Genomic DNA, 23,305 nt, shown 5'->3' with positions numbered 1-23,305 from the left:
ATGCTTGAAAAAGCCATAAAAGGATCAAAAGTTTACTGGGGCTGGATCGCCTTCCTGCTCCTCCTGATGAGCGTCGGGGCGGCCTGCTACTGGCAGCAGCTCTCCCACGGTCTGACCATCACCGGCATGAGCCGCGACGTGACCTGGGGCTTCTACATCGCGCAGTTCACCTTCCTGGTCGGCGTGGCCGCCTCGGCCGTCATGCTGGTCATCCCCAAGTACCTGCACGACTACCACAAGTTCGCCAAGATCCTGATCCTCGGCGAATTCAACGCCGTGGCCATGGTCATCCTGTGCCTGCTCTTCATCGTCGCCGACCTGGGTTCCCCGCAGCGTCTGATGAACGTCCTGATCCACCCGACGCCCAACTCCATCCTGTTTTGGGACATGGTGGTCCTGAACGGCTACCTGCTCATCAACATCCTGGTCGGCTGGGTGACCCTCGAAGCCGAGCGCAAGCAGGTCGCGCCGCCCAAGTGGATCAAGTTCTTCATCTACCTGTCCATTCCCTGGGCGGTGTCCATCCACACGGTCACGGCCTTCCTGTACTGCGGCCTTCCCGGCCGCGGCTACTGGCTGACCGCCGTGCTGGCCGCCCGCTTCCTGGCCTCGGCTTTCGCCGCCGGTCCCGCGTTCCTCATCCTGGTGACGTACATCGCCAAGGTCTTCACCGGCTTCGATCCCGGCAAGGGCGTCCTGCCCACCCTGGGCAAGACCGTGGTCTACGCCATGTGCGTAAACCTGTTCCTGCTCCTGTGCGAAGTGTTCACGGTCTTCTACAGCCAGATCCCTTCGCATATGGCGCACCTGCAGTACCTCTTCGCCGGGTACCACGGACACGGCGTGCTCGTGCCCTGGATGTGGTCCGCCATGATCATGGCCGTAGCGGGCATCCTCATCCTGCTTGTTCCCAAAAACAGACAGCAGGACAACATGCTTATCATCGGTTGCCTCCTGATCTTCATCGGGGCCTGGATCGACAAGGGCCTTGGCATGATCGGCGGCGGCTTCGTGCCGAACCCTCTGCACGAGATCACCGAATACGTTCCTTCCCAACTCGAACTGGGGGTCTCCCTGGGCATTTACGCCACCGGCTTCCTGGTTTTGACCATCCTGTACAAGGTCGCCATCGGCGTGAAGCAGGAAGTCGAGTAGATCGCCTTGTCCGCGGGCGCCCCACCGGGCGCCCGCTTTTTTTTCTGCCTGAAATCACAGCATAAATTTACTTTGTCTCAAAGTCTCGATTTGGGTTTACAGCTTTTTTGATCGTGTGTAAGGGTCCCTTATCCAACTCGCAAAAGCGGGAATTTCAAAGAATTTTGGAGGTAGATCATGGGTTATACTGTTACCGTCGATGTCGACAAATGCGTTGGTGATGGCGAGTGCGTGGACGTGTGCCCCGTTGAAGTTTACGAACTTCAGGGTGGCAAGGCCGTGGCCGTGAACGAAGAGGAGTGCCTCGGCTGTGAGTCCTGCGTCGAAGTCTGCGAGCAGGGCGCCATCACCATCGAAGAAAACTAGGTCTTTTTCTCAGGCAGGCCCCCCGCGGGCCTGCCTTTGTCCCAACCGCCAACGGCTCAAGGCGCGCGCTCCCTGCTCCGCCGATAATCCACTTCTCAGTCCCAGATTCGGCTGTCGCGCCCATTTCCACGGGATGCCCTGCGCTCCCGGTGAAGGTAGTATTTCATGAATTCAGACTTCTCAGTTTTCTTCAGCGAGTATGAGTCTCTAGTTGCTCAGATCGACGCCGTTTTTCAGAAGGTCGCCGGAAACTTCGCCGCCGAGGTGAAGTGCCACCAGGGATGCAGCGACTGCTGTCATGCCCTTTTCGACCTGACGCTTATCGAAGCCATGTACCTGAACTCGAAATTCGCCGAACTGGAAGAGTCCCGCCGCAACGAGATTCTGATTGAAGCCGACAAGGCCGACCGCAAGGCCTATGTGTTCAAGAAGAAAGCCTCCCGGGAAGCGGAGGTTGTGGACCATTCCGAAATTCTGCTGCGCACGGCCCAGGAGCGTCTACGCTGTCCGCTGCTCGGACCGGACGACAAATGTGTCCTGTACCGGTATCGGCCCATCACCTGCCGCATTTACGGAATTCCGCTCGAAATAGGCGGCAAGTCGCACACCTGCGGCTTGTCCGGATTCGAGCCCGGAAAGTCCTACCCGGCGGTGAAGCTCGAGCGTATTCAGGACATGCTGCTGGCGCTCAGCAACAAGGTGCTCGATTCCGTCGGTTCGCAGTACTCCGATTTCCGGTTCATGCACGTCCCGGTTTCCTCGGCCCTGATGACCGTCTATTCCGATGAATTTTTCGGTCTGCAGAAAGACGATGCTGCTACGGGCGGCTTCGCCGGAGGATCCGATGCATAAGCCTTTCGCCATGACCGAAGAACACGAAGCCCAGAAAAAGGCCATCTATGAGACGATGTCCCCGCGACGGCGCAAGTTCGTGGACCGCATCGGCTACGAGCGCTGGAATCCCTTCGCCGAGCCCAAGGAGCCCATCGAGTGGCGCACTGACGGGACCAAGAGAACCACGCAGCAGCTCGTCAGGGAATACCTGCAGAAGCATGCCCCCGAGAAGTACAGCAATGCTTACGGGCAGGGCGTTCTCGAGATGTGTCTGGGCATGGTCAACGGCGACGAGCGCTATATCGGAATGTTCGAGTTTTCCCTGTGGTATGCGGAAGAACTCAAAAAGCACAGTGTCGACATCAACGATTACAAGCCCTAGGTGCCTTATGAAAAAACATGCTGATTACGGCCCCAAGTCGGTGGCAGCCCTCAAGGCCGCCCTGCAGGACAACCCCGATTCCGCAACGCTTCTGTACAATCTGGGCGTGTCCCTTGTCGCGGAAAGAAACCTCGATGAGGCCCAGAAAGCCTTCGAGGAGGCTCTCGCCCTCGAACCAGGGATTGCCGAGGCCTACGTCCAGCTCGGCGGTCTGGCCATGCACCGCGGCGACCTCGATGAATGCCTGAAGATGAATCGCAAGGCCACCGAGGTACGTCCTCGCTTCGCCGTTCCGTGGGGAAACATCGGGTTCGTGCACATGCAGCAGCAGAACCCCGACAAGGCCGTGAAGGCCCTGAAAAAGGCCATCAGCCTGGACCCGCAGTTCATTCAGGCCCATACGACTCTCGGGAGCGCCTATCTCGCCCTCGGCGATCCGGACGGGTGCATCATGCAGTGCAGCAAGGCCATCGAGATCGAGCCGATGTTCGGCCCTGCCTACAACAACATCGGCCTGGCCTACCTGGACAAGGGTGAGCCGAAGAAGGCCCTCATCTACTTCGACAAGGCAGTCGAGACCGGTTTCGATGTCGAGTCCCAGGTGCTGGCGGAAATCGCGCAATATAGATAAACTCTTTGTTCCGGGCCGACGGCGGGTGAAATACAGGTTGACAATTGACCGGTATTGTACGAAGATTCACGAGCATGAATTTTTCAGAACTTGCTGAAATTGTTAAGAGGTAGAGGGTCGCGCAGTAGTTAGAAACTGTCGCGATGACTGTGCACGGTCTAATCTTTTTAAGGAGGATGTGTAATGGCTAAACATGCGACCCCGTTGCTGGATCAGCTTCAGAGCGGTCCGTGGCCGAGTTTTGTGGCGGACATCAAGGAGGAAGCCGAGAGACGTCTTAAGAACGTGAACAACGTTGAATACCAGATTCCCGTTGACGTTTGCGATGACCTCCTCGGCATCCTGGAACTGTCCTACAAGGACGGCACCACTCACTGGAAGCACGGCGGCATCGTCGGTGTTTTCGGTTACGGCGGCGGCGTTATTGGCCGTTACTGTGACCAGCCCCAGATGTTCCCCGGCGTTGCTCATTTTCATACCATCCGTGTCGCTCAGCCCGCGGGCATGTACTACACCACGGAGTTCCTGAAGCAGCTCTGCGATCTGTGGGAAATGCGCGGTTCCGGCCTGACCAACATGCACGGCGCCACCGGCGACATCGTGTTGTTGGGCACCACTACTCCCCAGCTGGAAGAGTTCTACTTCGAGCTGACCCACAAGATGAACAACGACTTGGGCGGTTCCGGTTCCAACCTGCGTACCCCTGCTTCCTGTCTGGGCGACTCCCGCTGTGAATGGGCCTGTTACGACACCCAGGAACTGTGCTACCAGATGACCCAGGAATACCAGGACGAACTGCACCGTCCGGCCTTCCCCTACAAGTTCAAGTTCAAGTTTGATGGTTGTCCGAATGGTTGCGTGGCCTCCATCGCCCGTTCCGACATGTCCTTCATCGGCACCTGGCGCGACGACATCCGCATCGACCAGGAAGCTGTCGCCGCCTATATCGGTGGTGAAATCCAGCCCAACGGCGGCGCTCACGCCGGCAAGGACTGGGGCGCTTTCGACATTCAGAAGGAAGTCATCGACCTGTGCCCGACCGAATGCATGTGGCTGGAAGACGGCAAGCTGAAGATCAACAACCGTGAATGCACCCGTTGCATGCACTGCCTGAACGTCATGCCCCGCGCTCTGCGCATCGGTAATGACCGCGGTCTGTCCATCCTCGTCGGCGCCAAGGCCCCGATCCTGGATGGCGCGCAGATGGGCTCCCTGCTCGTGCCCTTCATGAAGGTCGAAGAGCCTTATGACGAGATCAAGGAGATCATTGAAGGCATTTGGGAATGGTGGATGGAAGAAGGCAAGAACCGTGAACGTCTTGGTGAGCTCATCAAGCGTCAGGGCTTGGCCAAGGCCATCGCTGCCGTCGGTCTGACCCCGGTGCCCCAGCATGTTATGGAACCCCGCCACAATCCGTACATCTTCTGGAAGGAAGAGGACGTTGAAGGCGGCTGGGATCGCGACATCGCGGATTACCGTAAACACCATCAGAGATAAGAAGGGGGGTTGAAAATGGCTTTTGTTTCTTCCGGATACAATCCCGAAAAACCAATGGAAAACAGGATTTCGGACATCGGCCCCCGCCATGCTTCCGACTTCTTTCCCCCGGTCATTGCCAAGAACAAGGGGCAGTGGCTGTGGCACGAAATCTGTGAACCCGGCATCCTGATGCACAAGGCCGAGAGCGGCGACGAAGTCTACACTGTTCGTTGCGGCGGCGCCCGCCTCATGTCCATCGGTCACGTTCGCGAAATCTGCGAAATCGCCGACAAGTTCTGTGGTGGCCACCTGCGTTTCACCACGCGTAACAATATTGAGTTCATGGTCGGCACCCTTGCCGAAGCCAAGAAGCTCAAAGAATTCTTGAACGCCCAGAAGTTCGACGGCGGCAGCCACAAGTTCCCCGTTGGCGGAACCGGCGCCGGCATCACCAACATCGTCCACACCCAGGGTTGGGTCCACTGCCACACCCCGGCCACGGACGCTTCCGGTACGGTCAAGGTCGTTCTTGACGAACTGTTCGAAGAGTTCGGCCAGATGCGCATGCCCGCTCAGGTCCGCATCTCCATGGCGTGCTGCCTGAACATGTGCGGTGCCGTTCACTGCTCCGACATCGCCATCCTGGGCTACCACCGCAAGCCTCCGGTCATCGACCACGAGTGGCTGGACAACCTGTGCGAAATCCCGTTGGCCGTCGCCGCCTGCCCCGTAGGCGCCATCCGTCCGACCAAGAAGGAAATCGTGACCGAAGCCGGTGAAACCAAGACGGTCAACACCGTTGCCATCAAGAACGAGCGCTGCATGTTCTGTGGTAACTGTTACACCATGTGTCCGTCCCTGCCCCTGTCCGACCAGACTGGTGACGGCCTCGTCATCATGGCCGGTGGCAAGGTTTCCAACCGCATCAGCAATCCCAAGTTCTCCAAGGTCGTCGTGGCCTTCATCCCGAACGAGCCGCCCCGCTGGCCCACGCTGGCCAAGGTCATCCGCCAGATCGTGGAAGCCTACGCCGCCGACGCCCGTAAGTACGAGCGCGTTGGTGACTGGGCCGAGCGCATCGGTTGGGAACGTTTCTTCGAAAAATGTGCCCTCGATTTCTCCGAGCACATGATCGATGATTTCCGTGATCCGGCCTACTACACTTGGCGTCAGACCACGAACTTCAAGTTCTAAGCTGACCCGCCGATTTGAAAACCTATAGGGCCGGCGCAAGCCGGCCCTAAACCATAAGAGAGGCTAGCATGTCAGATCCTAAACAGATCGTTTTGGAGTACATCGAGTCCAAGTCCAAGCAGAAATCCAAGTTTTATTTCAACGACCTGGCCGCTCTTTTTCCCGATATGAAAATGCGCGAAGCCAAGAAGGTGATCAACCAGCTCGTTTCCGACGGCGTGCTTGAATACTGGTCCAGCGGCAGCACCACCATGTACGGTGTTCCCGGGGCTGGTAAGCAGGCTCATACCGAAGGCGAAGATTAAGATTTTCTGATGCCTGCCTCTGTTTTGACGTGTCCCCGGATACTTGTTGCCGGTCTTGGTGGCGGTTCCGGCAAGACCATCGTCAGCCTGGGGCTCGCACGCGCCTTCACGGAGCACGGCCTGAGCGTTCAGGCCTTCAAAAAGGGTCCAGATTATATCGATGCCAAATGGCTGAGCTTGGCCAGCCGGAGCGACACGACGAATCTGGATCCTTTCTTGTTGTCGTCCGATGTCCTGCGGAACCTTTTCTGGTCCCGGGCTCGCGGAGCCGATCTGGCCTTGCTTGAAGGCAATCGAGGGTTGTACGACGGCAAGGACGTCGAAGGTTCCTGCTCATCGGCCGAACTGGCCAAACTCCTGAACTGTCCCGTCATCGTCGTTGCCGACTGCACCAAAGTCACCCGCACCATGGCCGCCATCATTCTCGGCCTGACCGCCTTCGACCCGCTGGTCGACATCCGGGGCGTCGTTCTGAACCGCACGGCCGGGTGCCGTCATCAGAACATCCTGCGGGACTCCATCGAGAAATACACCGACGTCAAGGTTCTCGGCATCCTGCCGAAACTCTCGGAAAACCCCATTCCCGAACGGCACATGGGCCTTATTTCCGACGCCGAGCACGAACGCGACCCGTTCGCGGCCATCGCCGGTTGCCTGCGCGACAACGCCGATCTCGACGCGTGTCTGGCGATCGCCCGCTCGGCGCCTGCTTTCCATGGGGAACTGGCGCCGCTGTACCCGACCGCTCCCGCGGGGAAGTCCGTACGCATCGGCGTGGCTCGTGACGCGGCCTTGTGGTTCTACTACCAGGAAAATTTCGAGGCCTTGCGGCATGCCGGGGCCGAGATTGTCGAGTTCAGCCTGCTTGAGGACAGTGCAGTACCTGGCGTCGATGCCGTGTACATGGGCGGCGGGTTTCCCGAGACCCTGGCTCAAGGCTTGGCGGCTAATGCCGCCATGCGCGAGTCGGTCCGCGGCCTCGTTCACGCAGGGATGCCCTTTTACGCCGAATGCGGCGGCCTCATGTACCTGAGCCGTGAGCTTCTGTATGGCGGCGTTTCCTATCCCATGTCCGGGGTGTTCCCGTTGACGACGAAGGTTTTCGAAAAGCCGCAGGGGCATGGCTACATGAGTTCCGTCGTGTCTGCGCCCAACCCCTTTTATGTCGCCTCCACGCGGCTCACCGGTCACGAATTCCATTATTCCCGCTGCATCGACGTCGAGAATGTTTCATCCTTCGTTTTCAAGGTCGAGCGTGGCCAGGGCATGGCCAAAGGGTGTGATGGCGTTCTCTTCCGCAATTGCCTGGCCGGCTACACGCACATGCATGCGCTCGGAAACCCCTCCTGGGCCGGAAATTTTGTCGCCGCGGCCAGGGTGTACCGCGATGCCCGTCTTGCCGGTCATCCCTGCCCCGATATCAGACTTTGAAAGTCCACTTGACCTACTCAGGAATAGTTATTAATAGTTGATCTCAAGAAACGGAGGTGAACTATGGGACAGTTACGAGCTTTCAAGGATCTCATCATTGATTGGGAAATGACCCCGGAAGATGCCGTGGCCATCTATCTCGAATGGGGCAACAACGGATATCGCGGCGGCTATCAGAACGCAGTGCGCGGCAAAGAAGACTTTTCCCATTACTTCGTCATAAATACGTGGAATGAAAAACCGACGGTCACGCTCTTGTATCGCAACTCAGACGGTGCCGACGAACTCGCGGTCCTTCCGCTCCCTGACAAACTGGCGGACAAGTTCCTCAAGGGCGTGTACAATCACAAGGGCGTTTACCCAGTCAACGACGATGTGAGACAGTGGCTCGAAAAAGAGCTGTATAACTGATCTTATCTACCATATTCTCTCGAAAAGCCGGCTAGTCCGGCTTTTCTCATTTTTGCGCATTGACTGTTCGTGCCACATCGCTACCGTATTTTCGGGCGTACCCGAAGTGCGCCGGCGGTTTCACCGTTGCCATGATGACCGACTTGCTCCCAAGGAGGGCCGATGTCTTTGAATACATGCCGCAGGTGCGGTACCTGCTGTCGAAAGGGGGGGCCGGCCCTGCATCTGTCGGACGCCGGGTTGCTTGAACACATCCCCATGGGCAGCCTGGTCTGCCTGAGGCGCGGGGAGCAGGCCTTCGATCCACGCGCGAACGGCCTTCGTCCTTTGGAGGTCGAGTTGCTGAAGATCCGCGGCCGGGACGGGGGATGGGCGTGCATGTATTTCGAGGAGGAGAACGCTGCGTGCGGCGTCTACACGCACCGGCCCCTTGAATGTCGTTCCCTGTCCTGCGCGGATACGGGAGACATATTCTGCGCCATGGACACTCCGACTCTGGCCCGGGAGAATGTCGTTGCCGCCGGGTCGGCCCTGCGGGCATGCATCGAGGAGCACGAACGGCTTTTTCCCGCTGGGGAGGCGGTCAGGCTTGCCGCCGCTCGGCGCGCTGGCGACGGCATTCCGCAGGAACTCGACAGCCTCATCCGCCGCGAGGCGCATTTCAGGCAAAGCTTCGCGGAGAAGGTCGGGACGACGGACGAAGAACTGTGGGCGTACTTCGGCCGTCCGCTGTGGCTGGTCCTGGCTCCGCTGAACCGCGACTATATGCAGTATGGATTACGGTAAAATCGGCGTCAAATTGTTGACTTGCGTTCGGCGCGCATTATCTGTGACGCGAAAGATTCGAGCATAAGGAGTGGTACTACTTTGGAATACAAGGACTATTACACGCTGCTCGGTGTGGCCAAGGGGGCGAGTCAGGAGGAAGTCGGCAAGGCCTTCAAGAAGCTGGCCCGAAAATACCACCCCGACCTGAACCCCGACAATCCTGAGGCCGAGGCCAAGTTCAAGGAGATCAACGAGGCCTACGAGGTCCTGAAGGATCCGGAGAAGCGCAAGCTCTACGACTCCCTCGGGCCCAACTGGAAGGATGGACAGAACTTCCAGCCGCCGCCGGGATTCGAGAATTTTCAGTTCCGTTCCGGCGGGTTCGGCGGCGAGGGTTTCAGCGACTTCTTCGAGACAATCTTCGGCGGCTCAGGCGGTTTCGGAGGGGGCGGGAGCTACGGAGGCGGCCGCTTCGGCGGCGACCCGTTCGGACGGACCATGCGCAGCCGCGGCCACGACGCCGAGGTTCGCCTCAACCTGACCATGGAGGAGGCCTACCGCGGCGGACGCAAGACCCTGACCCTGCAGGAGCAGGTGCGAGGCGCCGACGGCAGGCCTCAGATGCAGTCCAAGACCCTGGAGGTCAACATCCCTTCAGGGGTCAAGGACGGGGCCAAGATACGTCTGGCGGGGCAGGGTTCGCCCGGCATGGGCGGAGGGCCGGCAGGGGACCTGCTGCTGCAGGTGACCATTGCCGAGCACCCGCTCTTCCGCCTCGAAGGCGTGAACGTGGTCTATGACCTCCGCCTGGCCCCGTGGGAGGCGGTCCTGGGGTGCACCGTACGCATCCCGACCCTGGACGGGCCCGTGGACATGAACATCCCGGCCGGCGTGAGCAGCGGACAGAAGCTGCGCCTGGCCGGCAAGGGTCTGGGCAAGGGCGAAAGCCAGGGAGACCAGTTCGTGCGCATGGCCATTCGTTCCCCGAAGAATCTCACGGACCGGGAACGGGAGTTGTGGCAGGAGCTCGCGGCAATCTCTTCATTTCAGGCCAGGTAGGAGTGGGGAATGACCATCGTGCAGATACATGAACACGCCGTGCCGGCGACCTCGGACCGCATCAGCCTCAGGGAGTTCCTGGAGCTGACGGGCGTGACCGAGGACGCGCTCATGGAGCTGGTCCGACTGGACTGGATCGTCCCGGCCCGGACTGCCCGGGAGGAATTTCTTTTTGTCGATATGGATGTGTTTCGCGTGCGCAAGTACAGACGCCTGTGTTCGGATTTCGAACTCAGCCCCGTGGCCGGCATCATCATCGTCGACCTTCTGGAACGCATCGCACACTTGGAAGAACGGCTGAGCGCCTCGGCTGACCGACTCTGACGGTCCCGCTCGCGCGACGCTAACGGAGGATTCACATGGATCTGAACAAATTCACGCAGAAATCACAGGAAGCGGTGGCCGAAGCCCAGCAGGTGGCCATCCGTTTCGGGCACCAGCAGGTGGATGTCGACCATCTGTTCCGCGCCCTGGTGGGGCAGGAGCAGGGGCTCGTACCGCGTCTGCTGGAGCGGGCCGGCTACGACGTGAAGGCCATCGCCCAGGCTCTCGACACGGAGCTGGGCAGGCTGCCGCGCGTCAGCGGACCCGGCGCCCAGCCGGGCCAGATCTACGTCACCCAGCGCATGAACGAGGTCATGCTGGCCGCCTTGGACCTGTCCAAGCAGATGCAGGACGAGTACGTCAGCGTGGAGCACGTGTTGCTTGCGATCCTCGACAAGCCGGGCACGGGTCCGGCGGCCGCGGTGCTGCGCCAGTTCGCCCTGACCAAGGACAAGGTCCTCTCCGTGCTGGCCGAAGTGCGCGGCAACCAGCGCGTGACCTCGGCCAATCCCGAGGAGACCTACGACGCCCTGAAGAAGTACGGCCGCGACCTGGTCGAGGACGCCCGCAAGGGCAAGCTCGACCCCGTCATCGGCCGCGACTCGGAAATCCGCCGCTGCATCCGCATCCTCTCGCGGCGCACCAAGAACAACCCGGTCATGATCGGCGAGGCGGGCGTCGGCAAGACGGCCATCGTCGAGGGCCTGGCCCAGCGCATCCTGAACAAGGACGTGCCCGAGGGCCTCAAGGACAAGACCGTCTTCGCCCTCGACATGGGCGCTCTCATCGCCGGGGCCAAGTACCGCGGCGAGTTCGAGGAGCGCCTCAAGGCCGTGCTGAAGGAAGTGCAGCAGTCCGATGGCCGCGTCATCCTCTTCATCGACGAGCTGCACACCATTGTCGGAGCGGGCAAGACCGAGGGCGCCATGGACGCCGGCAACCTGTTGAAGCCCATGCTGGCGCGCGGCGAGCTGCATTGCATCGGCGCCACGACCCTGGACGAGTACCGCAAGTACATCGAGAAGGACCCGGCCCTGGAGCGCCGCTTCCAGCCCGTGGTGGTGGACGAGCCCAGCGTCGAGGACGCCATCTCCATCCTGCGCGGCCTGCGCGAGCGCTTTGAGGTCCACCACGGCGTGCGCATCTCCGATTCGGCCCTGGTTACGGCCGTGACCCTGTCCAGTCGCTACATCTCGGACCGCCAGCTGCCCGACAAGGCCATCGACCTCATCGACGAGGCCGCGGCCATGATCCGCACGGAGATTGATTCCCTGCCGACGGAGCTGGACGAGATCAACCGCAAGACCATGCAGCTGGAGATCGAGCGCGAGGCCCTGCGCCGCGAGAGCGACGCCGCTTCGCGCGAGCGCCTGGAGAAGCTCGAAAAGGAGCTGGCCGAACTCAAGGAGACGCAGATGGGCCTCCGCGCCCAGTGGGAGCGGGAGAAGAGCGGCATCGACGAGATCAGTCAGGTCAAGAAGGAGCTGGAGGCCACCAAGGAGGCCATCGCCAAGGCCGAGCGCGAGTATGACCTGAACCGGGCCGCAGAACTCAAGTACGGCCGACTGACGGAGCTGGACAAGAAGCTCGCCGCGCTTTCGGGCGGCAACGACGGCGAGCCGCGCCTGCTGCGCGAGGAGGTCGGCCCCGACGACATCGCGGCCATCATCTCCAAATGGACGGGCATCCCGGTGTCCAAGCTGGTGGAAGGGGAGCGCGAGAAACTCCTGAAGCTGGCCGACATCCTGCACGAGCGCGTCATCGGCCAGGACGAGGCCGTGCAGGCCGTGGCCGACGCGGTCCTGCGCGCCCGGGCGGGCCTCAAAAACCCGCAGCGGCCCATCGGCTCCTTCATGTTCCTGGGGCCCACGGGCGTGGGCAAGACCGAGCTGTGCAAGACCCTGGCGAAGTGCCTCTTCGACACCGAGGAGAACATGGTCCGCCTCGACATGAGCGAGTACATGGAGAAGCACACCGTGGCCCGGCTCATCGGCGCGCCTCCCGGCTACATCGGCTACGACGAGGGCGGCCAGCTGACCGAGGCCGTGCGGCGCAAGCCTTACAGCGTGGTCCTCTTCGACGAGATCGAGAAGGCCCACCCCGACGTCTTCAACGTGCTCCTGCAGATCCTCGACGACGGCCGCCTGACGGACAGCCACGGCCGCACCGTTGACTTCAAGAACACGATCATCATCATGACCTCCAACATCGGCTCGCCCATGCTCCTGGACGGCATCACCGAGGGGGGCGAGCTGCGCGAGGGCGTGCGCGAGTCGGTCATGGGCGTGCTGCGCGGGCACTTCCGGCCCGAGTTCCTGAACCGGGTGGACGAGATCGTGCTCTTCAAGCCCCTCTTGATCGAGCAGATCACGCGCATCATCGACCTGCTCCTGGGCAACCTGCAGGCGCGCCTCGACGAACGCAAGATCACCCTGACACTGACCGACCGGGCCAAGGAGTTCATCGCCCGCGAGGCCTACGACCCGGTCTACGGGGCGCGGCCGCTCCTGCGCTACCTGCAGCAGCGCCTGGAAACCCCCCTGGCCCGCGAGATCATCGGCGGCCGCCTGCACGACGGGCAGAAGCTGGTGGTGGACGAAGAGGGTGGCAGCCTGGTCTTCAGGGCCTGATTCCAGCCTTTGACCAGACACGGCCCGGCCCCGGTGAAATCTCACCGAGGCCGGGCCTCATTGCGTTCGCGGGGTTTACGTCCCGGAATTCTGGACCTCCATGCCGAAAGCGGCTACCCGGGACCTTCGGGCGTCGGTGGCCCGAAATCCTCTCATCGCAAGGAGCGCGAGCGTGCAATCCACGACCTGTCTCATTCTCGATATCGGCAGCGGCACCCAGGACGTGCTGCTTTACCAGGAAGGCCTGGAACTGGAGAACTGCCCCAAGTTCATCCTGCCGTCCCCGGCCAGGAACGTGGCCGCCCGCATCAGGGAACTGACAAAGGCCGGGCGAGACATCTACCTGCATGGCCAGAACATGGGCGGTGGCTTCTGGCGGGCGGTCAAGGCCCATCAGGACGCGGGTCTCAAGGTCTACGCCCACCCCGAGGCCGCCCTGGCTCTGGGCGACGACCTGGACCAGGTGCGCGGCCACGGCATCGAGATCACGTCCATCCCGCCCCTGTCGGCTTCGCAGGTGCTGCTGACGGACTTCGACCCCGGCTTCTGGCGCGGCCTGCTGCAGCACGCGGGCCTGCCCCAGCCCGATCTCGTCCTGGCCTGCGTGCAGGACCACGGCTTCCACCCCGGCAAGAGCAACCGCATCTCGCGCTTCGCCTATTGGGAGCGGTTCATGAACGAGGACGGCGGGGACGTCTCGCGTCTCTTGTACGCCGACCCGCCCGAGGAGATGACCCGCCTGGCCTGTCTGCGCCGCTCCATCGGCGTGGGGCTCGTGGCCGACACGGGCTCGGCCGCCCTGCTGGGCGCGCTTTTCGACCCGTCCGTAGAGCGCACGGCGGCCACGGACGGCGTGCTCGTGGTCAACGTCGGCAACAGTCACACCATCGCCTTCCTCGTCCTCGGCACCCGCGTGCTCGGGGTCTACGAACACCATACCGGCCACCTGGACGAGACCAGACTGCTCGATCATCTGCGGCGCTTTCGGCACGGGGAATTGGGCAACCAGGAGGTCTTCGACGACGGCGGCCACGGCTGCGTGACCGTCCCGGACCTGCCGGAAGGCTTCGAGCGCATTGTGGTCCTGGGCCCGCGTCGGGCACTGCTGGCCGACGCCAAGGTGGAATTCCTGGCGCCGGGCGGTGACATGATGCTGGCCGGGTGCTTCGGCCTGCTCAAGGGATGGCGGCAGCAGGGCGGAGCGTATTAGGCGCCGCGTCTTCTTGGGGCGGGCCTAGCCGGCCCGCCGTTCTCCCGCCGGTTTTCCCCCTTGTCTTCGCAGGCGCGAACGCACCGGCAAAGTCTTCTTCCTGTCCGCCAGGGCGTGCTCATTGATCTGCCTGGTTTTTTTCGGTCGCTTTGCGGTCCGGAAGGAACCACGGCTAATGGAGCATTCGCAGGGCTGCCGCCATAGAGGGCGAAAGGGCCACGACCGCGAGGACCAGGGGCCAGATGTCGCCGTCCTCGAAGCGGTAGGCCCGCAGGAGTTCCGGCCAGGGTTTCCGGGCCACGAACCGGCCGAAGAGGAATTCGAAGGTCACGGTCAGCGTCAGCCAGGCAAGGCCGACGCTCGCGTAGTGCTGCGCTCCGGGGAGCTGAATCCAGGGGATGGTCAGGACTGTCCAGGCCAGGATGGCCGCGCTCAGGCTCAGGCCGCTGGCGGTGCGCGCCCGTTTTTGTCCGAAGACCCTGACCAGCACGGTGTCGCGGAAAATTCCGTTGGCGATGGCCATGGGGATGATGGCCGCCCAGAGCAGCAGTATTTTGAACGTCATGAGCCGGTCTCCTGGAGAGTGATTGCGCCGTCCCGCATGTAGGACCGCTGAATCCGTCAGGTCGGAAGACGTGTCCGTTTATGCACATTGTCTGCCGCATGTACGGTATTGATCTCCCGGCCCGCAAGAACCAGGTCGGCCCTTCGATTACAACTTCAAGGAGTTTCCATGCCGGAATCGGATATTTTCAAACGAGTCGGTCAGGCTGTGGCCATCCCCGAGGTCCAGGTCAGGAGCGTGGCCGAACTGCTGGACGAGGGCGGTACGGTCCCGTTCATCGCCCGCTACCGCAAGGAACGCACTGGGGGACTCGATGAAGTGGCCATCCAGAACGTCCGCGACGCCCTGGACGCGGCACGCGAGCTGGACAAGCGCCGGGAGGCGATCCTGGGCAGCCTGCGCGAGCGCGATCTGCTGAGCGCGGACCTGGAACGGGCCGTGCTGCGGTCCTCGACCCTGGCCGAGCTGGAGGACGTCTACCTGCCGTACCGGCCCAAGAAGCGGACCCGCGCGACCATGGCCAGGGAGCGGGGCCTGGAGCCTCTGGCGCGGACGATCCTGTCCGGCGGGGTGAACCCGCAGGCCGCGGCCGCTGGGTACCTCGACCCCGGCAAGGACGTGCCCGATGCGGCGGCCGCCCTGGCCGGGGCGCGGGACATCATCGCCGAGACGGTCAGCGAGGACAGGCGCTGCCGCGAGGGGCTGCGCGCCATGTTCGCGGCCAAGGGCGTCATCGCGTCGGCGGTGCGCAAGGGACAGGACGCCGAGGGCCAGAAGTACCTCGATTATTTCGACTGGCGCGAACCCGCGCGCACGGCTCCTGGGCACCGCATCCTGGCCATGCTGCGCGGGGAGCGGGAGAAGGTGCTGTCCCTGGCCCTGCGCCCGGACCAGGACGAGGCCCTGTCACTGCTGACGCGGACGTTTCCCGTCCCCAAGGGGCCGTGCGGCGAAGTGGTCAGGGAGGCCGCGGCCGACGGCTACTGCCGCCTCTTGGCCCCGTCCCTGGAGACGGAGCTGTGGGGCGAGTTGAAAACGAGGGCCGACGCGGAGGCCATCGGCGTGTTCGCCGCCAACCTGCGCGAGCTGCTGCTGGCCCCGCCCCTGGGGCCGCGCCGCATTCTGGCCTTGGACCCGGGCCTGCGCACGGGCGCCAAGCTCGTCTGCCTGGACGAGCAGGGGAGCCTGCTGCACTGGCAGACGATATTTCCCGTGGGCGGCAAGGGCCAGGCCGAAGAGGCCGGGCGTGTCATCGTCTCCATGGTCAGGACCCACGGCGTGCAGGCCGTTGCCGTGGGCAACGGCACGGGGGGCCGCGAGACCGAGGAGTTTGTCAGGGGGCTTGGCCTGCCGGCGGAGGTGGATGTCATTCTGGTCAACGAGGCCGGGGCTTCGGTCTATTCGGCATCCGAAATCGCGCGGCGCGAGTTCCCGGACCTGGATTTGACCTACCGCGGCGCCGTGTCCATCGGCCGACGCCTCATGGACCCCCTGGCCGAGCTGGTCAAGATCGACCCCAAGTCCATCGGCGTGGGCCAGTACCAGCATGATGTGGACCAGGCGGCCCTGAAGAGGAGTCTCGACGACGTGGTCGTGTCCTGCGTCAACCAGGTCGGCGTGGACGTGAACACGGCGAGCCCCGAGCTCCTGGCCCACGTCTCGGGCCTGGGCCCGGTCCTGGCCGCCAACATCGCCCTCTACCGCAAGGAGAACGGTCCCTTCACGGACCGTCGAGGCCTGCTCAAGGTCAAGCGCCTGGGGCCCAAGGCCTTCGAGCAGTGCGCCGGCTTTCTGCGCATCAGGGATGGAAAGAACCCCCTGGACGGCAGCGCCATCCATCCCGAGCGCTACGAACTGGTCGGGCGCATGGCCAAGGATGTCGGCTGCGGGGTGGCCGAACTTCTGCGGGACGAAAGCCTGCGCAGGCGCATCGATCTTTCGCGCTACGTGGGGGACGAGGTGGGGCTGCCCACCCTGAAGGACATCCTGGCCGAACTGGAGAAGCCAGGGCGCGACCCGCGTCCGGCCTTCCAGGTCTTCCGCTTCGCCGATGTGCACGACATTGCGGACTTGCACCCGGGCATGAGCCTGCCGGGCATCGTGACCAACGTGACCCGCTTCGGGGCCTTCGTGGACGTGGGTGTGCACCAGGACGGCCTGGTGCACATCAGCAACCTGGCCGACCGCTACGTCCGTGACCCTTCGGAGGTGGTCCGCACGGGCCAGCAGGTGCAGGTCACGGTGCTGGAAGTGGACGTGAAGCGCCGCCGCATCGGCCTGTCCATGCGCACAATCTGAACGCACCGAATCCCCTCAACAAGCCCATCCCCCAAGCGCGGGTGCAGGGGGCGCGCCCCCTGCCCGCCGGAGGCATCCTCTTCTTTCCCCTACGACGCGCCCGGCCGGTTGGCCAGGTACACGCCGGAGATGACCATGGCGCCGCCGGTGAGCAGGGCGGAGGTCACGGGTTCGTCGAGGATGACGTAGCCCATGGCGATGGCGAAGACGGGCACGAGGTTGATGAAGATGCCTGCGCGGGCGGCGCCGATGGCGCGGATGCCTGCGTAGTACCAGGTGAAGGCCACGCCCGTGGCCACGACGCCGAGGAAGAGGATGTTGCCCCAGTCCACGAGGCTGGCGCGGCCGATATCGTCCAGCAGGCCGTGGGTCAGGGCCGGGGTGATCAGCATGAGGGTGCCGAGGATGCAGGACCAGGTCACGGCCATGAGCGGGTTTACCCGCTTCATGACCCGGCTGCCGGCCACGGAGTAGGCGGTCCAGGCGGCCACGCAGCCCAGGATCATGAGGTCGCCGTGGGACAGGCCGCCCTGGAAGAGTTTCAGGGGGTTGCCTCCGGAGAGGACGATGGAGGCGCCCGTCAGGGACAGGAGGGTGCCTGCGATCTTGCCAGGCGTGAGGTGTTCGCCGAGCATGAGGGCTGAGATGATGCTGATGATGACGGGCACCGAGGCGATGATGAGGGCCGCGCGGCCGGCGGGGACGGTTTGCAGTCCGGTGAAGAAGAAGGCGTTGTAGAGGAAGATGCCGGTCAGGCCGAGGAAGGCCACGGGCAGGATGTCCTTTTTCGGCAGGGCCGGGAAGGCGCCGTTCACGCGCCAGGACCAGAACAGCAGGAAGGCCGAAGCCGTGACGAAGCGAAGCAGGGCGGCGGAGAAGGGGCCCATGTCCTGGGCCAGGACGCGGCCGGAAATCCAGGTTGCGCCCCAGAAGAAGACGGAGCCGACGAGTTTGGCGTAGACGAGCATGGCGTTCCTTGCGGCGAAAAAACTGTTGCGGGAAGATGCGCTGTCTACTCTCGAAGCCTTTCGGCATCAAGGGGCTGCCGGTGTGGAAATCGGTTTTGAAATGGCTTGCCGCACCAGCCCGGTCTTTGGTAGACTTTGAACATTGTCTGCAGAATCAATCAACCTCATCATATTTCAGGAGGAAATCATGTCTCTTTCCAAAGAAGAACGCCGTGCCCGCGTCATCGACGTCTTGAACCAGGCCCGGGCCATGGAACTCTTCGCCATCACCCAGTACATGAACCAGCACTACAATCTGGACAGCATGGACTACGGCGAACTGGCCGCCAAGATGAAGCTCATCGCCATCGACGAGATGCGCCACGCCGAGATGTTCGCCGAACGCGTCAAGGAACTCGGCGGCGAGCCGATCACGTCTTACGAGGGCGACCTGAAGAAGGGTCAGAACGTGCACAGCATCTACCCTTACGACACACAGCTCGAAGACGACACCATCGACGTCTACAGCCAGTTCCTGCTGACCTGCCGCGACAACGGCGACGCCATCAGCGCCAAGCTCTTCGAGACCATCATCGAGGAGGAGCAGGCCCACATGAACTACTTCGACAACGTCGGCAACCACATCGAGACCCTGGGCGACACCTACCTGTCGAAGATCGCCGGCACCTCCGCCTCCACGGGCCCCTCCACCAAGGGCTTTTTGATCAGCGGCGGCAACTGAGCCTTTTGTTCCCTGTCTTTTTCTGTGATGCGCGGGCCTGTCCCGCGCATCTTATTTTGTCACGGCTTGCCTTGATTCTCCAACCGCGTTAAGTTTATCCAACGTATTGAATCCGTTCATCGTGGCAACCTATCCCGCTGAGGAGACACGTGCGCATGCCCCAGCCCTCATCTCCAGAGATGCCCACAGATCCGTCCCGACGGACCGTGATCGACACCCTGCACGGCGACGTAGCGGCGTGGGTCGTGCTTGCCGTTTCCCTAGTCATCACCCTGCTCAGCTGGCAGATTGCGTCCAGGTCGGTGGAGAACCATCTGCGTGACAGTTTCGGCTTCGAGGTGGAGAAGGCCGGGCTGGCCATCACCAAGCGGATGCAGGAATATGAGCAGGTGCTGCGCAGCGGCGTCGGGCTCTTTCTGGCCTCGGACGCCGTGACCCGCGAGGATTGGCGCCTTTTCGTCGAAAATCTGCAGATCGATACCTACTGGTCGGGCATCCAGGGCATCGGGTTCAGCCTCATGATCTCCCCGGAAGAATTGGCCGGACATGAACGGCAGGTGCGGGCCGAGGGGTTTCCCGACTATGCAGTCCGTCCCCGCGGGGCTCGGGAGCAGTACAGCTCGATCGTCTATCTTGAACCGTTTTCCGGCCGGAACATGCGGGCCTTCGGCTACGACATGTTTTCAGAGGACGTGCGGCGGGCGGCCATGGTCCAGGCCCGGGACAGCGGTCGGCCCGCGGTGTCGGGCAAGGTCACGCTGGTGCAGGAGACAGACGAGGACGTGCAGCCCGGGTTTCTCATGTACCTGCCCCTCTACCGTCCGGACCTGCCCGTCGACACCATAGAGCAGCGCCGGACGGCCTTGCTGGGCTTTGTCTATAGCCCGTTCCGCATCCGGGACCTGATGCGCGGAATCCTGGGCCATGGACTGCCGAACCTGCACTTCCGCATCCACGACGGGGACGGGGCGCAGGAGGGGTCGCTGCTCTATGACTCACAACGGGGCCGCGTATTCGGGCAGGACTGCGCCCTTGTCGCCCAGCGGACCATTGAGCTTCCTGGCCGGGCGTGGACGGTCCGTTTCGCCGCACTGCCGGAGTTCGAGGCCGGGATGCACACGGACGAGCCGCTGATGATCGCGGTCGGAGGCGTGGCCGTGGACCTGTTGCTTTTTGCGGTGATCTGGTCCCTGTCGCTGCAGCGCAGGCGTTCCGTGCGGCACGCAGCGGCCATGGCCGCGGTCATGGAGGATCTTCAGGCGGCCCGGGACCAGGCCGAGGCGGCCAATCTGGCCAAGTCGGCGTTCCTGGCGAACATGAGCCACGAACTGCGCACGCCGTTGAATGGCATCATGGGCATGCTGCAGCTCCTGCAGATGACGGAACTCGACGGGGAGCAGGAAGATTACGCGTCGACGGCGGTGTTTTCCTGCACCAGGCTGACGCGCCTGCTGGGGGACATCCTCGACCTGTCGCGCGTGGAGGCCGGCAAGATCCAGATTCAGCGCGGCCCATTCAATCTGCGGGGGCTGCTGCATTCCCTTGGCGAGCTGTTCCAGCCGGCCGCGCGCCAGTCCGGCGTCGAACTCGCGGTCCACATCCCGGACGACCTGCCGGCCATGGTCGAGGGCGACGAGCACCGGGTGCTGCAGGTCCTCTCGAACCTTCTCGGCAACTCCGTGAAATTCACCGGCAGCGGTTCGGTGCGGCTTGATGTCTGCATCTTGCCGTTTCATCCCGCCGGGGACAGGATTTTTCTCTTCCTGGTTGCGGACACGGGGCCGGGCATCGACGACAGGAGTCTCGGGTCCATTTTCGAGCCGTTCAGGCAGGGGGAGAACACCGGCGAGAAAAGCAGGCAGGGCGCCGGCCTGGGCCTGAGCATTGTACGCGGGCTGGTGGGCCTCATGGGCGGAACCGTGTCCGTGGAGACCGAGCCCGGCGTCGGGACGACCTTTGCCGTCGCCCTGCCCTTTGGCGTGGCGGAGCGGGAAGCCGCGGCCGAATGCTGCGAGCTCGGTTTCCAACCCGGCCGGCTGACGGCTTCCCTGCGCGTGCTGCTGGTGGAGGACGAGCCCGTCAACCGTCTTGGCATCTCGGCCATGCTGGGCAAGCGCGGTGTCGAGGTCCTGCTGGCAGGGAACGGGCAGGAAGCCCTCGACATATTGGGCAGGCAGCGGGTGGATCTCGTGTTCATGGACGTGCAGATGCCAGTTCTGGATGGGCTGGAGACGACGCGGATCATCAGGACCGACCCCCGCTACGCCGAGTGCGCGCAGGTGCCCATCGTGGCCCTGACTGCCTACGCCATGGTCGGTGACCGGGAGCGGTTACTGGCCGCGGGCATGGACGCCTATCTGGCCAAGCCGGTTGAAATGAAGAGTCTTTTTGAAACGCTCGAGCGGCTGGTCTCCGGCCGGGAGAACGAAGCGCCGGCCGAGGCGGGGCGTGGCGCATGAACGCGGGCTTTACCGCAACCGGCCGAAGGCGTAGAAGCCGGCCTCTACGCAAACGTCAACCACAGGCAACGTCATGACCGCCCCCTCGCGTCCCGGCGCGCGGCACCTGCCGCCGAACCTGCGCATCATCCACGAAGACCGCGACATCATCGTCGTGGACAAGCCCGCCGGCATGCTGACCATGGCCACGGACACGGAAAAGGAGCGCACGGCCTATTTCGCCCTGACGGACTACGTGCGCAAGGGCAACTCCAAGTCCCGCAACAGGATATTCATCGTCCACCGCCTTGACCGCGAAACGTCGGGCCTGGTCATTTTCGCCAAGTCCGAACAGGCCAAGCGGACCCTGCAGGAGCGCTGGGCCGAAACGACCAAGGTCTATGCGGCGGTGGTTCACGGGCGCATGGACAAGCCTTCGGGCCTGGTCATCTCGCACCTCGTGGAGAGCGGCGTGCACAAGGTCTATTCCACCCGCGACACGGCCCAGGGCAAGCTTGCGCGTACGGCTTGGAAGGTGGTGCAGGAGCGGGGGGAGCACACGCTTCTGGAGATAGAGCTGCTGACGGGCCGCAAGCATCAGATCCGCGTACAGATGGCGGACCTGGGCCACCCCGTGGTCGGGGACAGGAAGTACGGGGCGGGCGGCGACTCCTTCCCGCGCCTGGCCCTGCACGCCAAGTCCGTCACGTTCGCCCATCCCTTCACGGGAAAAAGCATGACGCTGACGGCGTCCGTGCCGGCGGCCTTTGCGCAGCTGGTGGGGAAGCTGGCCGAACCGACCCCGGAGCCTGGTTTGTAGTTCCGTCGGCTGCCGTGCGAAAACTGTCCATGACGCGCTTGTGTTATTCGCGATTCGCGAATAGGAAATAAGGACTATGCTGAAGCCGCAAGATATGGTGATCCTGCTCAAGCTGGCCCTGGAACCCGTCAGGTCGTGGTCCTACAATCAACTGGCGTACGAGCTGCGCATGAGCGCGTCGGAAGTGCACAAAGGGGTCGGCAGACTCGATCATGCCCGCCTGTTCAACAAACAGACCAAACGGCCGCACCGAAGGGCGTGCGAGGAATTTCTCGTGCATGGCGTGAAGTACGCCTTTGCGCCGGATATCGGGCCTGTGACCAGAGGGGTTCCGACCGGTTTTGCGGCGCCGGTCCTCAACCATCCTTTGTATCCGGAATCCGCGGAGATGGAGTTGTATGTCTGGCCGCATCCCGAAGGACTGGTGCGCGGCGCCGCCTTGACTCCCCTGTTTCCCGCGGCCGTGGAGGCCGCCAGGCATGACGAAGCCCTGTATGCGGCCCTGGCCCTGCTCGACGCCATGCGCATAGGCCGGGCGCGGGAGCGCTCCCTGGCCGAGAAGATGCTGCTGGAGACGTTGCGGCGTGCGGCGGAATAGGGAGGCCGGCGTCGAGCGCGTCATCGAGACCGCGCGCCTGCTGGGCGAGCTTGCCGAAGAGGTGGTTTTCCTTGGGGGCGCGGTGGCCGGCTTGCTGGTCACGGATCCGGCGGCCCCGTCCATGCGTCCCACCCTCGATATCGATGTCATTGTCGAAGTAATGACCCGTGGGGAGTATTACGCATTCCAGGATAGGCTCCGGGCGCGGGGCTTTCGCGAAGCCATGGACGAAACCGTGATCTGCCGTTTCCGGAACGGCCCGATCGTGCTTGACGTCATGCCCACGGAGCCGACGGTTTTGGGTTTTTCAAACCGATGGTACGCAGATGCGGCCAGGAATGCAGAGATCGTGGTTGCGGATTCAGTGAAGATCCGGTGCGTCAGTCCCGTATATTTTCTGGCTACGAAACTGGAGGCTTATCATGGGCGGGGCGGGGGCGATTTCATGCTCAGCCATGACATGGAAGACATTGTCTCGGTCGTGGACGGACGCGCGGAGATCGTTGATGAGATCGAGAACGCCGAACCGGAAGTCCGCCGATACCTTGGCAGTCAGTTCGCGGACCTACTGAAACAGGTTGATTTCCTCGATGCCCTGCCCGGATATCTTCCAGGGGATGCCGGGAGCCAGCGACGCCTGCCGATTCTTGTGCGGCGCCTGGAGCGTCTTGCAGCGCTCAGTCCCTTCTGAAACGGCCGCTCTTTCCTTTCAGCAGGA

24 protein-coding genes are annotated in these 23,305 nt (G+C 62.8%); 22 read left to right on the top strand and 2 right to left on the bottom strand.

Annotation, left to right across the window (positions count from 1 at the left end; all coding sequences use genetic code 11):
- The 15 genes from dsrP to ACYQ3G_RS15585 all read left to right on the top strand — a co-directional run bounded on the left by dsrP (position 1) and on the right by ACYQ3G_RS15585 (position 14,179).
- The gene (dsrP, locus tag ACYQ3G_RS15655) at positions 1 to 1,155 is read left to right on the top strand and encodes a sulfate reduction electron transfer complex DsrMKJOP subunit DsrP (RefSeq protein ID WP_028578001.1); all 1,155 of its coding nucleotides are present in this window, start codon (positions 1 to 3) and stop codon (positions 1,153 to 1,155) included.
- Positions 1,156 to 1,332: 177 nt separating this feature from the next.
- Entirely contained in the window at positions 1,333 to 1,521 is a 189-nt protein-coding gene (locus tag ACYQ3G_RS15650) for a ferredoxin (RefSeq protein ID WP_028578002.1), read from the top strand.
- Positions 1,522 to 1,686: 165 nt separating this feature from the next.
- Positions 1,687 to 2,373, top strand: coding sequence for a YkgJ family cysteine cluster protein (locus ACYQ3G_RS15645; RefSeq protein ID WP_459827229.1), 687 nt, complete (start codon positions 1,687 to 1,689; stop codon positions 2,371 to 2,373).
- A complete protein-coding gene (locus ACYQ3G_RS15640) occupies positions 2,366 to 2,737 on the top strand; it encodes a hypothetical protein (RefSeq protein ID WP_028578003.1) in 372 nt (123 codons plus the stop codon). Before ACYQ3G_RS15645 ends, ACYQ3G_RS15640 begins: the two co-directional genes overlap by 8 nt.
- A 7-nt stretch (positions 2,738 to 2,744) precedes the next feature.
- Positions 2,745 to 3,368 carry a tetratricopeptide repeat protein gene (locus ACYQ3G_RS15635; protein WP_028578004.1) on the top strand — a complete coding sequence of 208 codons (624 nt, stop codon included), beginning with the start codon at positions 2,745 to 2,747 and terminating at the stop codon, positions 3,366 to 3,368.
- Positions 3,369 to 3,551: 183 nt separating this feature from the next.
- Positions 3,552 to 4,865, top strand: coding sequence for a dissimilatory-type sulfite reductase subunit alpha (gene dsrA / locus ACYQ3G_RS15630; protein ID WP_459827225.1), 1,314 nt, complete (start codon positions 3,552 to 3,554; stop codon positions 4,863 to 4,865).
- A gap of 15 nt (positions 4,866 to 4,880) precedes the next feature.
- Complete coding sequence (gene dsrB / locus ACYQ3G_RS15625; protein WP_459827222.1) at positions 4,881 to 6,041, top strand: dissimilatory-type sulfite reductase subunit beta; 1,161 nt, start codon at positions 4,881 to 4,883, stop codon at positions 6,039 to 6,041.
- A gap of 68 nt (positions 6,042 to 6,109) precedes the next feature.
- Complete coding sequence (locus ACYQ3G_RS15620) at positions 6,110 to 6,346, top strand: dissimilatory sulfite reductase D family protein (RefSeq protein ID WP_028578007.1); 237 nt, start codon at positions 6,110 to 6,112, stop codon at positions 6,344 to 6,346.
- A gap of 9 nt (positions 6,347 to 6,355) precedes the next feature.
- The gene (locus ACYQ3G_RS15615) at positions 6,356 to 7,777 is read left to right on the top strand and encodes a cobyrinic acid a,c-diamide synthase CobB (RefSeq protein WP_459827219.1); all 1,422 of its coding nucleotides are present in this window, start codon (positions 6,356 to 6,358) and stop codon (positions 7,775 to 7,777) included.
- Between the two features lie 63 nt (positions 7,778 to 7,840).
- Positions 7,841 to 8,188, top strand: coding sequence for a DVU0772 family protein (locus tag ACYQ3G_RS15610; protein WP_028578009.1), 348 nt, complete (start codon positions 7,841 to 7,843; stop codon positions 8,186 to 8,188).
- Between the two features lie 162 nt (positions 8,189 to 8,350).
- Entirely contained in the window at positions 8,351 to 8,974 is a 624-nt protein-coding gene (locus tag ACYQ3G_RS15605; RefSeq protein WP_459827215.1) for a YkgJ family cysteine cluster protein, read from the top strand.
- Between the two features lie 81 nt (positions 8,975 to 9,055).
- Complete coding sequence (locus tag ACYQ3G_RS15600; RefSeq protein ID WP_459827212.1) at positions 9,056 to 10,015, top strand: DnaJ C-terminal domain-containing protein; 960 nt, start codon at positions 9,056 to 9,058, stop codon at positions 10,013 to 10,015.
- 9 nt (positions 10,016 to 10,024) lie between these two features.
- Positions 10,025 to 10,339: a chaperone modulator CbpM gene (locus ACYQ3G_RS15595; protein WP_459827209.1), complete on the top strand. Its 315-nt coding sequence runs from the start codon at positions 10,025 to 10,027 to the stop codon at positions 10,337 to 10,339.
- Positions 10,340 to 10,374: 35 nt separating this feature from the next.
- Entirely contained in the window at positions 10,375 to 12,969 is a 2,595-nt protein-coding gene (gene clpB / locus ACYQ3G_RS15590) for an ATP-dependent chaperone ClpB (protein ID WP_459827206.1), read from the top strand.
- Positions 12,970 to 13,141: 172 nt separating this feature from the next.
- Positions 13,142 to 14,179 carry a DUF1786 domain-containing protein gene (locus ACYQ3G_RS15585; protein ID WP_459827203.1) on the top strand — a complete coding sequence of 346 codons (1,038 nt, stop codon included), beginning with the start codon at positions 13,142 to 13,144 and terminating at the stop codon, positions 14,177 to 14,179.
- Between the two features lie 172 nt (positions 14,180 to 14,351).
- Here ACYQ3G_RS15585 and ACYQ3G_RS15580 read toward each other — a convergent pair whose 3' ends face one another.
- Entirely contained in the window at positions 14,352 to 14,744 is a 393-nt protein-coding gene (locus ACYQ3G_RS15580) for a hypothetical protein (RefSeq protein ID WP_459827200.1), read from the bottom strand.
- Between the two features lie 168 nt (positions 14,745 to 14,912).
- Here ACYQ3G_RS15580 and ACYQ3G_RS15575 point away from each other — a divergent pair, with 168 nt between their 5' ends.
- Entirely contained in the window at positions 14,913 to 17,042 is a 2,130-nt protein-coding gene (locus ACYQ3G_RS15575) for a Tex family protein (protein ID WP_459827198.1), read from the top strand.
- An 89-nt stretch (positions 17,043 to 17,131) separates the two neighbouring features.
- Here ACYQ3G_RS15575 and ACYQ3G_RS15570 read toward each other — a convergent pair whose 3' ends face one another.
- A complete protein-coding gene (locus ACYQ3G_RS15570) occupies positions 17,132 to 18,010 on the bottom strand; it encodes a DMT family transporter (RefSeq protein ID WP_459827195.1) in 879 nt (292 codons plus the stop codon).
- Here ACYQ3G_RS15570 and ACYQ3G_RS15565 point away from each other — a divergent pair.
- The 6 genes from ACYQ3G_RS15565 to ACYQ3G_RS15540 all read left to right on the top strand — a co-directional run bounded on the left by ACYQ3G_RS15565 (position 18,009) and on the right by ACYQ3G_RS15540 (position 23,278).
- Complete coding sequence (locus tag ACYQ3G_RS15565; protein WP_459827192.1) at positions 18,009 to 18,149, top strand: hypothetical protein; 141 nt, start codon at positions 18,009 to 18,011, stop codon at positions 18,147 to 18,149. The two genes, ACYQ3G_RS15570 and ACYQ3G_RS15565, sit on opposite strands and share 2 nt — an antisense overlap.
- Positions 18,150 to 18,197: 48 nt before the next feature.
- On the top strand, positions 18,198 to 18,731 hold the full coding sequence (locus ACYQ3G_RS15560) for a ferritin-like domain-containing protein (RefSeq protein ID WP_459827189.1): 534 nt from the start codon (positions 18,198 to 18,200) through the stop codon (positions 18,729 to 18,731).
- 206 nt (positions 18,732 to 18,937) lie between these two features.
- Positions 18,938 to 21,190, top strand: a complete 2,253-nt coding sequence (locus tag ACYQ3G_RS15555; RefSeq protein ID WP_459827186.1) for a CHASE domain-containing protein — start codon at positions 18,938 to 18,940, stop codon at positions 21,188 to 21,190.
- A 73-nt stretch (positions 21,191 to 21,263) separates the two neighbouring features.
- Positions 21,264 to 21,989 carry an RluA family pseudouridine synthase gene (locus ACYQ3G_RS15550; protein ID WP_459827183.1) on the top strand — a complete coding sequence of 242 codons (726 nt, stop codon included), beginning with the start codon at positions 21,264 to 21,266 and terminating at the stop codon, positions 21,987 to 21,989.
- A gap of 76 nt (positions 21,990 to 22,065) precedes the next feature.
- Entirely contained in the window at positions 22,066 to 22,587 is a 522-nt protein-coding gene (locus tag ACYQ3G_RS15545) for a hypothetical protein (RefSeq protein WP_459827180.1), read from the top strand.
- Positions 22,574 to 23,278, top strand: coding sequence for a hypothetical protein (locus ACYQ3G_RS15540; RefSeq protein ID WP_459827177.1), 705 nt, complete (start codon positions 22,574 to 22,576; stop codon positions 23,276 to 23,278). Before ACYQ3G_RS15545 ends, ACYQ3G_RS15540 begins: the two co-directional genes overlap by 14 nt.
- Positions 23,279 to 23,305 lie beyond the last annotated feature (27 nt).

Source organism: Desulfomicrobium salsuginis, from assembly GCF_054657795.1.
This window is presented reverse-complemented; position numbering and strand designations above follow the sequence as displayed.

What these genes read in the sequence shown, in the direction of transcription:
- ACYQ3G_RS15595 (WP_459827209.1), top strand. Translation starts at nt 10,025, where the DNA reads ATGACCATCGTGCAGATACATGAACACGCCGTGCCGGCGACCTCGGAC.
- dsrB (WP_459827222.1), top strand. Translation starts at nt 4,881, where the DNA reads ATGGCTTTTGTTTCTTCCGGATACAATCCCGAAAAACCAATGGAAAAC.
- ACYQ3G_RS15615 (WP_459827219.1), top strand. Translation starts at nt 6,356, where the DNA reads ATGCCTGCCTCTGTTTTGACGTGTCCCCGGATACTTGTTGCCGGTCTT.
- ACYQ3G_RS15650 (WP_028578002.1), top strand. Translation starts at nt 1,333, where the DNA reads ATGGGTTATACTGTTACCGTCGATGTCGACAAATGCGTTGGTGATGGC.
- clpB (WP_459827206.1), top strand. Translation starts at nt 10,375, where the DNA reads ATGGATCTGAACAAATTCACGCAGAAATCACAGGAAGCGGTGGCCGAA.
- ACYQ3G_RS15640 (WP_028578003.1), top strand. Translation starts at nt 2,366, where the DNA reads ATGCATAAGCCTTTCGCCATGACCGAAGAACACGAAGCCCAGAAAAAG.
- ACYQ3G_RS15575 (WP_459827198.1), top strand. Translation starts at nt 14,913, where the DNA reads ATGCCGGAATCGGATATTTTCAAACGAGTCGGTCAGGCTGTGGCCATC.
- ACYQ3G_RS15550 (WP_459827183.1), top strand. Translation starts at nt 21,264, where the DNA reads ATGACCGCCCCCTCGCGTCCCGGCGCGCGGCACCTGCCGCCGAACCTG.
- ACYQ3G_RS15565 (WP_459827192.1), top strand. Translation starts at nt 18,009, where the DNA reads ATGGCGTTCCTTGCGGCGAAAAAACTGTTGCGGGAAGATGCGCTGTCT.
- dsrP (WP_028578001.1), top strand. Translation starts at nt 1, where the DNA reads ATGCTTGAAAAAGCCATAAAAGGATCAAAAGTTTACTGGGGCTGGATC.
- ACYQ3G_RS15620 (WP_028578007.1), top strand. Translation starts at nt 6,110, where the DNA reads ATGTCAGATCCTAAACAGATCGTTTTGGAGTACATCGAGTCCAAGTCC.
- ACYQ3G_RS15635 (WP_028578004.1), top strand. Translation starts at nt 2,745, where the DNA reads ATGAAAAAACATGCTGATTACGGCCCCAAGTCGGTGGCAGCCCTCAAG.
- ACYQ3G_RS15645 (WP_459827229.1), top strand. Translation starts at nt 1,687, where the DNA reads ATGAATTCAGACTTCTCAGTTTTCTTCAGCGAGTATGAGTCTCTAGTT.
- ACYQ3G_RS15545 (WP_459827180.1), top strand. Translation starts at nt 22,066, where the DNA reads ATGCTGAAGCCGCAAGATATGGTGATCCTGCTCAAGCTGGCCCTGGAA.
- ACYQ3G_RS15605 (WP_459827215.1), top strand. Translation starts at nt 8,351, where the DNA reads ATGTCTTTGAATACATGCCGCAGGTGCGGTACCTGCTGTCGAAAGGGG.
- ACYQ3G_RS15580 (WP_459827200.1), bottom strand. Translation starts at nt 14,744, where the DNA reads ATGACGTTCAAAATACTGCTGCTCTGGGCGGCCATCATCCCCATGGCC.
- dsrA (WP_459827225.1), top strand. Translation starts at nt 3,552, where the DNA reads ATGGCTAAACATGCGACCCCGTTGCTGGATCAGCTTCAGAGCGGTCCG.
- ACYQ3G_RS15570 (WP_459827195.1), bottom strand. Translation starts at nt 18,010, where the DNA reads ATGCTCGTCTACGCCAAACTCGTCGGCTCCGTCTTCTTCTGGGGCGCA.
- ACYQ3G_RS15560 (WP_459827189.1), top strand. Translation starts at nt 18,198, where the DNA reads ATGTCTCTTTCCAAAGAAGAACGCCGTGCCCGCGTCATCGACGTCTTG.
- ACYQ3G_RS15610 (WP_028578009.1), top strand. Translation starts at nt 7,841, where the DNA reads ATGGGACAGTTACGAGCTTTCAAGGATCTCATCATTGATTGGGAAATG.